Source organism: Shewanella glacialipiscicola, assembly GCF_023283485.1.
GTDB lineage: Bacteria > Pseudomonadota > Gammaproteobacteria > Enterobacterales > Shewanellaceae > Shewanella > Shewanella glacialipiscicola.
This window is the reverse complement of record NZ_JAKILU010000001.1, coordinates 197,461-210,430: the sequence shown is the minus strand read 5'-3', so window position 1 is coordinate 210,430 and position 12,970 is coordinate 197,461. Positions and strand designations below refer to the sequence as shown.

At 43.2% G+C, this 12,970-nt stretch carries 7 protein-coding genes; 2 read left to right on the top strand and 5 right to left on the bottom strand.

Annotated features, from left to right (window positions below):
* The first annotated feature begins 131 nt into the window (after positions 1 to 131).
* Both L2717_RS00855 and L2717_RS00850 read left to right on the top strand, forming a co-directional pair.
* The gene (locus tag L2717_RS00855; RefSeq protein WP_220774665.1) at positions 132 to 1,529 is read left to right on the top strand and encodes a DEAD/DEAH box helicase; all 1,398 of its coding nucleotides are present in this window, start codon (positions 132 to 134) and stop codon (positions 1,527 to 1,529) included.
* A gap of 62 nt (positions 1,530 to 1,591) precedes the next feature.
* On the top strand, positions 1,592 to 2,086 hold the full coding sequence (locus tag L2717_RS00850) for a peptidylprolyl isomerase (protein ID WP_220774664.1): 495 nt from the start codon (positions 1,592 to 1,594) through the stop codon (positions 2,084 to 2,086).
* Between the two features lie 584 nt (positions 2,087 to 2,670).
* On the opposite strand, the gene L2717_RS00845 is transcribed toward L2717_RS00850, so the two are convergent.
* From L2717_RS00845 to L2717_RS00825, 5 genes are all read right to left on the bottom strand, one after another.
* Positions 2,671 to 3,204, bottom strand: a complete 534-nt coding sequence (locus L2717_RS00845) for a cell division protein ZapC (RefSeq protein ID WP_248937950.1) — start codon at positions 3,202 to 3,204, stop codon at positions 2,671 to 2,673.
* Positions 3,205 to 3,402: 198 nt separating this feature from the next.
* Positions 3,403 to 4,422: a quinone-dependent dihydroorotate dehydrogenase gene (pyrD, locus tag L2717_RS00840; RefSeq protein ID WP_248937949.1), complete on the bottom strand. Its 1,020-nt coding sequence runs from the start codon at positions 4,420 to 4,422 to the stop codon at positions 3,403 to 3,405.
* A 62-nt stretch (positions 4,423 to 4,484) separates the two neighbouring features.
* A complete protein-coding gene (locus tag L2717_RS00835; RefSeq protein ID WP_220774430.1) occupies positions 4,485 to 9,329 on the bottom strand; it encodes an NAD-glutamate dehydrogenase in 4,845 nt (1,614 codons plus the stop codon).
* A gap of 267 nt (positions 9,330 to 9,596) precedes the next feature.
* On the bottom strand, positions 9,597 to 11,912 hold the full coding sequence (locus tag L2717_RS00830) for an efflux RND transporter permease subunit (protein WP_220774431.1): 2,316 nt from the start codon (positions 11,910 to 11,912) through the stop codon (positions 9,597 to 9,599).
* A gap of 32 nt (positions 11,913 to 11,944) precedes the next feature.
* Positions 11,945 to 12,961 carry a WD40/YVTN/BNR-like repeat-containing protein gene (locus L2717_RS00825; RefSeq protein WP_220774432.1) on the bottom strand — a complete coding sequence of 339 codons (1,017 nt, stop codon included), beginning with the start codon at positions 12,959 to 12,961 and terminating at the stop codon, positions 11,945 to 11,947.
* Positions 12,962 to 12,970 lie beyond the last annotated feature (9 nt).

The following is a 12,970-nucleotide window of genomic DNA, read 5'->3' as shown; positions in this document are numbered from 1 at the left end:
GAATCTGGGAATAATGATAATCGCCTATTTTGTTGCACCTCCTGCTATAATATTGCCCTGCTCCGCTGTTAACGCCTTAGCGTACAGTTTGTTTAACAATGATTGACCTGACCCTTTACCTGAGACATTCAATGCCATTTTCAAAACTTGGATTAAGCGATCCGATTTTAAGAGCCATCACTGAGCTCGGCTATACAACACCGACTCCTATTCAAGAAAAAGCCATTCCGGTGATCTTGAAAGGTAAAAACCTGCTTGCCGGCGCGCAAACCGGTACCGGTAAAACAGCTAGCTTTGTATTGCCGCTACTGCAAATGTTCGCCGATGAGCCAAAAATCCGCGCTAAACGAGTGCGTGCACTGATCCTGACGCCGACGCGTGAATTGGCCGTTCAGGTAGAAGACAATATTGCCAAATACGCTAAATACCTCCCATTGACGTCAATGGCCATGTATGGCGGTGTTGATGCCACACCTCAAAAACAGCGTCTCATTGAAGGTGTAGATATTTTAGTGGCAACACCGGGCCGATTGCTCGACATGTACACCCAAAGAGCGATTCATTTCGATGAAATCTCAGTCTTAGTGTTAGACGAAGCCGATAGAATGCTCGACATGGGCTTCATCGAAGATATCAACAAGATCATCGAGCGCCTGCCAGCTGAGCGACAAAATCTATTGTTTTCGGCAACCTTGTCTAAGCAAGTGCGCTTTTTAGCGAAAACTGCCGTTGAAAACCCTGTAGAAATTGAAATTGCCCGCGATAGTGCTAACGCGCCGCAGATTGATCAATGGTTGATCACTGTTGATAAAGATAAAAAGTCAGCATTACTGAGCAAACTCATTACAGATCAAGCTTGGGAACAGGCATTGATTTTTATCCAGACCAAACAAGGCGCTGCCAAACTCGTCAGCCAACTCGAAAAACGCGGCATTGCCGCCGAAGCGATTCACAGTGGTCGTAGCCAAGCAGTGCGCGAACAGCTATTAGTCGATTTTAAATCCGGGAAATTACGCTTTTTAGTTGCCACCGGCGTTGCCTCACGCGGTATCGATATTGACGCCCTTACTCGCGTAGTTAACTACGACTTGCCCGATGAAGCCGATGATTATATTCACCGTATTGGCCGAACCGGTCGTGCAGGCGCCTGTGGTGAAGCGATATCTTTTGTATCTAAAGATGACTTTAGAAACCTGTGTGCTATTGAGCGCCGGTTAGGTCACATTATTGTGCGCAAAGAAATAGAAGGTTTTGTACCTAGTAAAGAGGTGCCAATTTCAATCCTCGATTTCGTGCCGAAAAATATCACGCCAAAAACCTTTAAGCCACGTGCACCTGAAGCTAAACCGCAGCGTCCAGCTAAAGAAGGCTCCTTTGAAACCGCCCATGCGAAAAAACATCGTAGTGCTAAAGCCAAGCCTGAAGCCAAAGCCACACTCAGCCGCGCAGCATCGGTGCCAATAAGTGATGGTGAAACGGGTCGCACTGCGCCGTTTAATCCTTGGACTAATGGCCCTAAAACAAAGTAATGACTCTATAAAAAGTCTTAACTTATAAAACGTGATAACTCACTAAGACAGAAGATATTTGTATGATTACATTCAGCACCAATTTAGGCGACATCACTATAGAACTTGATTTTGAGCATGCGCCTGTCAGTTCAAAAAACTTTGTGCGTTATTGCGAAGAAGGTTTTTTTGAACACACGATTTTTCATCGTGTGATCAAAGGCTTTATGATCCAAGGTGGCGGCTTTACTGCAAAAATGAAAGAAAAGCCGACCCATGAGCCTATCGTCAACGAAGCCAATAAAGGCTTAAGCAACACCTTAGGCACAATCGCCATGGCGCGTACCGATGCACCTCACTCTGCTACCGCTCAATTTTTTATTAACACTGCCAATAACGACTTTTTAGATCACACCGCCACCACCAATAATGGCTGGGGTTATGCGGTATTTGGTAAGGTCACGGCGGGAATGGACATTATCCAGCAGATTGAGAAAGTCAAAACCACCACTGTGGCAGGTCACGAAGACGTACCTCGCGAGCCCATTGTGATTGAAAAGGTGACGATTAACCTCTAATGGCAGGTTCAATCACCTAAACTCTGGATAAGCTCTGGAGCTGTATAGGTTATTTCTCCCCTATCTAGATTAAGTTTGCGACTAATAGCCCACTATTAGCCGCAAACTTACTTTGACAATAAAATTAATCCGTTACCACAGCCACGACCCTGAGTTAAGGTTAGCGCAATAATGTCCCCAAAAATTGACAAGCGAATAAGAGCTAAGCTGGCAGTCAACAACCCACTGATAGCCTACATGACTCGATAATATTTAAGATAGAATTTGAGTAAGTATTTGAGAGAGTATTTCGTGATAAGAAATTAGCTGGAGTTTGCTGTGAGATTTTAAAATCAAAGGGAAATAAATCGTTTATCATTTATTATGGGTATAAGATCTATCGCTATGTAGTGACATAATGAATTTGGTCATCACAATGAATTACAGGTAACGGGTATTTATTTTGATAATCGGTTAAACGCTGTACTTATAATGCGCGCGCAATAAAGGCCACCATTATCTATAGATAAGGTTTTAATCGCTGAATATTTTAATCACTATAAGTTAATGGCTCTAGGTTAAGAGCTGTAACAAAGCGTAATGATTTATGCTGCAACCACATGACGCTGAGCGCGTAGTGGATGTAAACGATTATGCATCACTTTAATCGTTTCAAACTGCACCATGGTTTTGGCGCCCGATAAAACGCACTCAGGTGACAGTAACATCACTAACGCTGACTGTAGGGTATTTTCAATGACTAACGCGAGCACTCTTTGCTTTTGGCATTTAAGTTCAAATACTTTACCGACATCGCTATAAACACACACGTCACTGTTATCAAAAAACCAAGATTTAGGCATTTGTGGCGTCAACATAAAATGTGCCGCAGTAGCATTGAGTGCAATTTGGACAATAGCAGCATCTGTCAAAGATAAGGCTTTAGGTAATTTATCAATCAAACTCATATAAAATTTGGCATGTGCAATACTGAATTCCATGCCAGATAATGCATCTGGAATGAGTAACTTCGCTTTATAAGCCGTCAGAAACTCTATCTCGGAACCTAACGATACGCCTAATAAACCATAGGAATCGTTATATTTCCATTGCCAATCCTTTTGCGGCATTAATAACATAACATTGACCCAATATTTGAACACTGGGACATATTAGTAGATATTTTATCCAATATCAAAATAAAAATAATAAAATAGAAATTATTTAACAGCGACTTAGTTTTAATGCAGTATGATCTTAACAGCGATCTAAGGATCTTCTTAGATCGCTGTGATTAAAAAGATCTTATTGAGATCGTTATATTGATCATCAGATGATTATTTCAGGCGATAAGCATCAACGATTTCTTTAATCAGTTTCGGGCCTTGATAAATAAAACCTGAATAAATCTGCACCATAGTGGCACCCGCATCAAATTTTGCTAACGCATCTTCTGCGCTATTAATTCCGCCGACGCCAATAATCGGGATCTGGCCTTTTAAACATGTCGCTAATTGTTTGATCACCTTAGTAGACAGCTCTGTCAACGGTTTACCACTTAAGCCACCGCTTTCATTGGCATTAACAAGACCACTAACACCATCACGTGTTAACGTCGTATTTGTCGCAATTGCACCATCAAATTTATTATTGATTAAAGCTTGTGCAATATTTTCTATTTCTTCGCTGGTTAAATCCGGTGCAATTTTAAGCGCAATAGGTACGTACTTTTTATGTTTTTCAGCAAGCTCAAGTTGCTTAGTTTTAATCGCGCTTAATAGTTCATCTAATAGATCGCCATATTGTAGCGATCGTAATCCTGGAGTATTAGGAGATGATATATTCACTGCAATGTAGGCGGCATGCAGATACACCTTGTCCATACAGATCAAATAATCGTCTTTACCTTGTTCAACAGGCGTGTCTTTATTTTTACCAATATTGACGCCAACCATAATATCGGTTTTTTTAGCGAGCAAATTTTTGACTAGGTTATCGACACCTTTATTATTGAACCCCATACGATTAATAATACCTTTAGCGGGCTTTAACCTAAATAAACGGGGTAAATCATTACCGGGTTGTGGCCTTGGTGTCACAGTACCTACTTCGATATGGCCAAAGCCCATCGCATGAAAAGCATCAATCGATTCACCATCTTTGTCCATACCCGCAGCAAGCCCCACAGGATTAGGAAACGTTAATCCCATATAGGTAACTGGTGCCGGAGCAATATGTTGTCCATAAAAGCAAGTTAATGGGCTATTGCCGGTAATGTGTAAACCACCAATAGCGAGATTATGTGCTCGCTCAGGATCCATCTGAAACATGATTTTCTGTGCGATTTTATAGAACATATATTTTCCTCAGCCTAAAAAAAGCCCCGGCGATCGCCAGGGCTTTTTATAATGATAAAAGTTTACTTTTGACCTTCACACTGGAGGATCATCAGGTTAAGTTCACGTAGGGCGACGGAGAACTTAGCAAACTCATGGTTTTGCGATGTTTTGAAATCAGCGAGCATATGCAACCATCTTTCGAGCAGCGTTTGATTGGTTTCAACCCACTGTGAAATCACGGTTTGTGCATCACAGCTTTCGCTACAGGTTCTTAGTACCACTGAACTCAGTGCCCGTTGCTGCCAATCTAACTCTTCTCTAAAGGCTGCACGAGCAAGTGCCTGCCAATGGTTAGCGACTGGTTGGGCACTAATTTGCTCTAGGAACCAATGTAACTCAATACGCGCACCCAGTTTAAAGTAGGTTTCAGCAACCAAAGCAACACTGCGGCTTTCTGCTTGCGCAATTTGTGCAATATCAAGCGCAGAGAACAAGGTGCTCATATTAGCAACAACCGTAGCAAGAGCTTGCGGTACATTCTCTTTGACCAACGCATTGATCTCAGTTTGAATACCCGCAACTTCATCTTCTGCTAGATATAAATGCACATTGGCTTTTAGTTGTTCAAATACCGGCTTGAAGAAAGCAACGGTTTGTTCAATGCTCGATGCGCGGTTACGATGACGTAAGAACCAGCGACATGCACGGCGCATATTGCGACGTAACTGGTGCAACATCTCACCTTGAACAACGGCTGGAACGATACCATTTAAATGGGTAATCGATTCAGTTAACTCAGCTAAACCAAACACTTCGCGAGCCATAGTGTAACAAATCGCCGCATCAGCAACTGAGGCACCCGTCTCATCTTGCATACGCTGAACAAAGTTAAGCCCCATGTCATTGACAATTTCATTGGCTAATGAAGTTGCAATAATTTCACCGCGTAATGGGTGTGTGGCCATTCTGTCGCTGTATTTTTCCTGAAGTTTTTTCGGGAAGTAAGCAATTAATAATTGACTTAATAAGCTATCTTCGGTGATTTCAGGGGTAACTAACTGTTCTTTCAGCACCATCTTAGAATAAGCGCCTAGTACAGCCAGCTCAGGACGCGTTAGTGAACGACCATTAGCCAAACGTTCAGCAAGTTCATCATCAGAAGGTAAGAACTCTAACGCTCTATCTAACTTACCTTCTTTTTCAAGGTATTGAATAAAGCGTATTTGTTCTTTTAACTGCTCAGCACCACGTACTTGGGTCACAGAAAGCGTGCGGGTTTGATCCTGACAATCCTGTAACACAATTTGACGTACTTCTTCCGTCATTTCTTCCAGCAAACGGTTACGCTGCTTCAGCGTCATTTCGCCATCGTGAACTAACGCATTTAATAGAATTTTAATGTTAACTTCATTATCTGAACAGTCAACGCCACCGACGTTATCCACAAAATCGGTGTTAATTCGGCCACCGTTCATCGCGTATTCAATACGGCCTAATTGAGTGCAACCTAAGTTACCCCCCTCGCCGACTATCTTAGCGCGTAATTCGCCGCCGTTAACACGCAGTGCATCGTTAGCACGATCGCCCACTTCTGCATGTGTTTCGCGAGACGATTTAATATAAGTACCAATGCCGCCGTTCCAAATAAGATCAACAGGCATTTTCAACAGTTCTTTCATCAGCTCAGTGGGAGTCATAGAGGTTTTCTCTGTGGCTAACATCTGCTGTATTTCTGCTGATAGCGGAATTGATTTAGATGAACGTAGGAAAATACCGCCACCTTTTGAAATCAACTTAATGTTGTAATCTTCCCAGCTTGAACGGGGTAGTGCGAATAAACGCGCTCGTTCAGCGTGGCTTAGCGCCGCATCTGGATTTGGGTCAATAAAGATATGCATGTGGTTAAATGCAGCCACTAACTTAGTGTGCTCAGACAACAACATACCGTTACCGAATACGTCGCCCGCCATGTCACCAATACCGATACAGGTAAAGTCTGTGGTTTGACAATCAATGCCCACTTCGCGGAAGTGGCGCTTAACCGATTCCCATCCACCTCTGGCGGTGATACCCATTTTTTTATGGTCGTAACCGTTACTGCCACCCGATGCAAATGCATCACCTAACCAAAAACCGTATTCAATGGCGATTGAGTTAGCAATATCAGAGAAGGTCGCGGTGCCTTTATCGGCTGCCACCACTAAATATGGGTCATCTTCATCGTGACGAATGACATCAAGCGGATGGACGATTTCACCATTAACGATGTTATCGGTAATATCCAGTAATGCACGAATGAATAAGCGATAACAATCTTGACCTTCAGTGAAGAAGGCTTCACGACCGCCTTCAGTAGGCAACTGTTTACAAACGAAACCCCCTTTTGCACCCACAGGTACAATAACGGTGTTTTTCACTTGCTGCGCTTTAACCAAACCTAATACTTCGGTACGGAAATCTTCACGGCGATCTGACCAGCGCAAACCGCCACGAGCCACTTTGCCGTAACGTAAATGCACACCTTCAACCCGTGGCGAATAAACGAATATTTCGAATTTCGGCAATGGACGTGGCATTTCAGGGATCATTGAAGGCATAAATTTGAACGAGATATAACTCTTCGCTTCGCCTTTTGCATCCTGTTGATAAAAGTTAGTGCGTACGGTGGCATTAATCAGATCTAAATAACGACGAATAATACGGTCATCATCTAAGCTAGATACTTCGTCTAAACGTAGATTAATTTGTTCCATAAACTTGCCCAGTGTGCGGGTTTTAAGTTTAGGATTAAACTTACGGACAAACATTTTAACCAGTAAATCAGCGATTTGTGGATAACGGCCGAAGGTTTCTTCAATATAGGCTTGGCTAAATGTGGCGTCGATTTGGCGCATGTATTTAGCATAAGCACGTAATACTGAAACTTCACGACCCGTTAAACCTGACGCCAGAATAATACGGTTGAAACCGTCATCTTCTAATTTCTTTTGCCACACTTGTGACAATGCAGTTTGGAATCGGTCTTGGCTATCGGCGATGTTGTCTGTGTTGACAACTTTAACTGTCATCAAGAAGTCTAAAATCCAGAAGGTAGAACCGTCTGAGGTTTTCACTTCATATGGACGCTCGTTAATCACGCGCAGACCAAAGTTTTCGAGCATTGGCAGCACGTCAGACAGATGAATAGGCTCATCTTTGTGGAATAGTTTCAAGCGTACTTTGTTGTCATTCAACGCAGCTTCCTGCGGTTGATAAAACAACATGCCCAGTTTGTGCTCGTCATCCAGCGCTTCAAGCTGTTGCATGTCAACGACAGCAGAGCTTGGCAATACGTCTTCTTTATAGCTTTGCTCAAACGCATTAAAATAACGTTTAGTTAGATGCGTACCGGCTTCTTCGCCCAGTGCACTGTTAAGCGCTGTGCTTAACTTATCTTCCCATGAACGCGCCGCTTCAATTAAATTATTTTCTATGGCAGCCACATCTACATCCATATTATTGTTATCAACTTTGACAATGTAGTGAGTACGGGCGAGTGTTGACTCGGAAAAATAAGTCGTAAACTCTACATCTTCTTTGCTGTTAAAATGCTGAGCCAGAATACGTTGAGTATCTTGGCGAAGTTTAGTGTTGTAACGATCTTTGGCAACATACACTAAGCAAGATAAGAAACGGCCGAAACCATCTTTGCGCACAAAGAGTTTCAACTTGTCTCTGTCTTGCATTTCTAGCACGCCATGCGCCATGTATGCTAAATCATCCACATTGGCTTGAATTAGCTCGTCACGAGGCAAATTCTCCAGGATGTTTAGCAAGGCTTTATAGTCGTGCGAACGTGGAGTTAAGCCTGAACGATCTAATACGCGCTGCACTTTCTCATTCAGTAATGGGATTTCACGTGGGCTACGATTATAGAGATTTGATGCATATAAGCCGATAAATCTATCTTCACCGACCACATTGCCTTGCTTATCAAAACGCTTGATGCCGATATAATCAACATAGGCTGGACGATGTACGCGGCTCTTTGCACTGCTCTTAGTGAGGATCAGCAAACTATGATCTAACGCTTCTTTACGAGCGCTATCAGAGAAGCTAGATAGCAACAAACCTTGTTCTGGCTGAGCTTTAGTGTGCTTGTTCATCAAACCTAAACTAGAGGCGATATTTGGCACTAACTCTACGTCACCTTCGACACGCTTTAAATCGTATTGACGGTAACCTAATAAGGTAAAATGATGATTATTCAAGTAAGTTAAAAAGTTAATCGCTTCTTCTAACTCTTGCTTCTCACCTGGAAATGGACGTTTAGGTAAGTCCTTGATTGTCTCACTTAGCTTAGCCGACATGGCTTCCCAGTCGTTGACTGATGCGGCAACATCGGTGAGTACTGATTGAATTTCGCGCTCTAATGCTTTGATATCAACGGTACTGCTTTGACGGTCGATTTCAATCAAGAAAACGGCAACTTGTTCAGTGCTTTCAGGGCTCTGATTAAGATAAGTTACACTACTTACACCGCTTTCTGAACGCTCAATAGCCAGTGGTGTATGTAACATCATGTGAGCCGTAATACCCATACGATTCAATGCCATACCAACTGAATCTACCAAGAATGGCATGTCAGGTTGGATAACTTCAATGATCGAATGGGTAGATTGCCAGCCGTGCTTGGCTTGGCTAGGGTTGAACACTCGTAGGTGAGTGTTACCTTTGGGCGTTTTGTTCAATGCGTTCCATAAACTGAGAACCGCACCGTATAAATCACTGTCATTACGCGCATTCAGATCGTCTTTTGACATGTGGGCATAAAGGCAGGTGGCGAACTGTTCAACTTGCTTGGCTTGTGAATTAGGGACTTTAGCGTGAATTAAACTGACTACCTTTTCAAGTAGTACTGAAGGCATTGCATCTTTCAAGGCCATGTTGCTGTTTCCTTAAGCGTCTATGGCAGCGCTTTTTTTCATTATTTGGATGCTTCGGCTTAATAATCTCAGATTAATTTAGTGTGATCTGGATCATCAGGCAAAGTCTATTACTAAACTCACTGTAATTCGAGGAAAATTTTAGTGGTACATCCTGTTGAAACCCAGTATTGACGCAAACCCACAATAAGATATGACCAAATAATCGATAAAGCAGACTAAGTATTCAAAAGCAAATAGGGAGCTCATGCTCCCCATTGGTAGACCCTACTTAGGTTGGCGCCAGAAAACAGCGGCCAATGCCGGCAAGATAATGATTGCACCGAGCATATTTACCACAAACATAAATGTTAACAATATCCCCATATCCATTTGGAATTTAAGTGCGGAGAAGAACCAAGTACTCACACCAATCGCTAACGTTAAGCCCGTAAAGATCACTGCACTGCCTCGCTCGACCAATGCCTCATAGTAAGCCTGCTGCACTGGCATCCCCTCTGACAGTTTAGGCGACATGGTCGAAAGGATATAAATACCATAGTCCACACCGATACCTACGCCAAGAGCAATAACAGGTAACGTACTGACAGCTAAGCCAATATCGAGTTGAGTCATCAAGGCTTGTGCCAATGTCGACACCACATAAAGTGGAATAATGACCGCAATCGTCGCTTTAAGAGATTTAAAGCTGATTAAGCAGAGTACAAACACGGCTCCATAGACGTACAACATCATAGGTAACTGCGCCTGCGCCACCGCTTCGTTGGTTGCGGCCATTACGCCTACAGGTCCGGATGCCAATTTGAACTGCAACTTATCGTTATCCATTTTAGCGGCAACTGCTTTGACTTTAGCAATGACAGTTTCAATAGTTTCAGCCTTATGATCTTTCATAAATAGATACACAGGCATCACAGAGCAATCACTATTTAACAAACCCGAGGTAGTCGGAATTTGGCCAATCGCCTGTACTAAGCTTGCGGTTGTGCGTGGCAGCACTTCCCACCTTGGATTACCTTCGTTAAAACCTGCGTTCACTTTTTTAGCCACTGAGGCCAAGCTCACTGTGGATTCAACTCCAGGAGTATTACGCACTAACCATTCAAACTCATCAATTTGCGTCAGTACATCATGATAAGTACAAGCCTCAGGCGCCGCCTCAACAATCACAGTCATGACATCTGTGGTAATAGAGAAATGGTCTGTAATAAAGAAGGTGTCTAAGTTATAGCGTGAATCTTGATGTAACGCTGGTGCCCCGCCCTGTAAGTCACCAATCTTCATCTGATTTGCTTGTTGTAAGCCGATAAAATACAGCACCACAGTCGCAATGATCACTACCACAGCATATTTAGGTGTCGCAAACCGCGCTAAGAAACGCCAAATAGCCTCACTGCGAACTTCTTCTGTCGTCCGTACAGCGTGTTTGCTGACTTTAATATCAGTAAAAGAAATCACTAAGGGTAATAGGATAAGGTTAGTGAAAATAATCACGCCGACACCCAATGATGCCGAAATTGCCAGCTCGCGAATAATACCAATATCAATAGATAAAAGAGTAATAAAGCCAACAGTATCAGATAGTAATGCCACGCCGCCAGGGACTAATAAACTGCGAAATGCTGATGCTGCCGCTGCTTTTGTGGTTTGCCCGTCGATAACCCGGCGTCTCACAGCATTAATAATCTGCACTCCATGGCTCACCCCGATGGCGAACACCAAAAAAGGCACTAGAATCGACATAGGATCGAGACCAAACCCTATCACAGTCAATAAACCGAGCTGCCATACCACGGCCGTTAAGCTACAGACGAGGGGTAAAATAGTCAGAATAAGCGATTTAGAAAAGAGGTAGACCATAATGGCCGTGATCAAAATCGCGATCACAAAGAACAGCAATACGCCCTTAGCGCCATCGGCCACATCGCCAGCCATTTTGGCAAAACCGATAATATGAATTTTGACTTTGTCGGTTTCAAACTTGCCCCTCAGCTCTTTTTCGAGCTGCGCCGCAAAGGCGATGGTATCGAGCGGTTTTCCCGTTTGTGGATCAAAATCCATTAACTGCGCCGACACCATGGCTGCACTGTAATCGTTGGCAATTAACCGGCCGACAATGCTGGCTTTTTCAATATTGTCGCGCACAGTTTCTAAGCCCGCTACCGATGTTGAAAAATCGGCAGGGATCACCGGCCCGCCAGCAAAGCCGTCTTCGACAACTTCAGTAAAACGAGTCGAAGGCGAAAAAATGGATTTCACCTGCGCGCGATCAACCCCTGGAATAAAAAATAGCTGATCGTGCACATTTTTTAAGGTATCAAAATAATTAGCGTTAAAAATATTACCGCTAGTATCCTCCACCGCCACCATGATGCTGTTGGCACCACCAAAATCTTTTTGGTGTTTCAGGTAGGTCTGCATATAACTATGATGCAGTGGAATATTCTTAATAAAAGCGGCATCCATTTTGAGCTGACTGGCTTGATAGCCTAAAAACAACGTCAAAAATACAAAAATACCGACAACCCACGCGCGGTTGCGAAATAAAAATGACTCAAATCCGTTGACCAGTTTCTCTAACATCTTCTCGGCCCTGTTATTGTTGTTTTAAAATTTTATGGCTTAAGAATAAACAATCCTTGGCTGCCAGATAACCATATATCACCTTGATTATCCTTCGCAATTGAGACTAAGTTTTCCCCTTGGCGACGAGTGACAATACTGCTGCTATCGTCTTTATTCAGTTTTATGACAATCCCCGCATTGCCAACTAAATACAGTGTATCGTCAGCGGCTGACATAGCCCCATTGATTGAAGATTGCACTGGTAATGTGATTTCAGTCCATTGGTTTAAGCTCATATCAGCCTTAAATAAATGTCCTCTGAGGCCCATGACATACACAGCATCTTGGGTTTCTATGGCGTTGAACATAGAACCATCGTAATCAAAGCTGGTACGGGTAAATGTTTTACCTTGATCGCTAGACATGGCCACTAACCCCAACTCACCAACCAGTAATAAACGCCCGTCGGTTAAGGTTAATATACGATTAAAGTGCGGTAATAAAGACGCACGCGCACTCAAATAAGCAGCTGGGTCGCTATCTTTTAATTCCGCTAAATAGGCCACATCTTCCTCAGCTAAAAGTTCTGCATGAAACTCATCGCTCCAATGGGCGCCGCCATCGCTAGTGCGATAAAACAAACCATAAGCACCAATGGCAATGCCATGGTTTTCACTTAAAAACACCACATCGAGGAAAGGTTTTTCAATCTCGGGCGAGTGCATCTGCTGCAGCCAAGTTTGGCCACCATCTTGAGTATGCAAAATGGTCGCGTCATGACCTACGGCCCAACCCCGTTTTTGATCGATAAAAAATACTTTTGTCAGCTGCGAGCTAACAGGTGTTGCGACTTGTTGCCAACTGCCGTCATACACTAATACATGACCGCGTTCACCCACAGCGACTAAACCTTTACCAACATTGGCAATATCTAAAATTAAAGATGATGCGGCAAGTGGTTGAATTTGAGAAAAAAGCGGATCGGAGGGAGAAGCAGATAGCGTAGAAGGAAAAAAAGCGCTACTCAAACTGAATACAGCTACAAACTGAAGGATGCGAAACGACATACAAACTTC

Coding starts and splice junctions, on each gene's coding strand:
- L2717_RS00825 (WP_220774432.1), bottom strand. CDS start 12,961: ATGTCGTTTCGCATCCTTCAGTTTGTAGCTGTATTCAGTTTGAGTAGC.
- L2717_RS00850 (WP_220774664.1), top strand. CDS start 1,592: ATGATTACATTCAGCACCAATTTAGGCGACATCACTATAGAACTTGAT.
- L2717_RS00845 (WP_248937950.1), bottom strand. CDS start 3,204: ATGTTATTAATGCCGCAAAAGGATTGGCAATGGAAATATAACGATTCC.
- L2717_RS00835 (WP_220774430.1), bottom strand. CDS start 9,329: ATGGCCTTGAAAGATGCAATGCCTTCAGTACTACTTGAAAAGGTAGTC.
- pyrD (WP_248937949.1), bottom strand. CDS start 4,422: ATGTTCTATAAAATCGCACAGAAAATCATGTTTCAGATGGATCCTGAG.
- L2717_RS00830 (WP_220774431.1), bottom strand. CDS start 11,912: ATGTTAGAGAAACTGGTCAACGGATTTGAGTCATTTTTATTTCGCAAC.
- L2717_RS00855 (WP_220774665.1), top strand. CDS start 132: ATGCCATTTTCAAAACTTGGATTAAGCGATCCGATTTTAAGAGCCATC.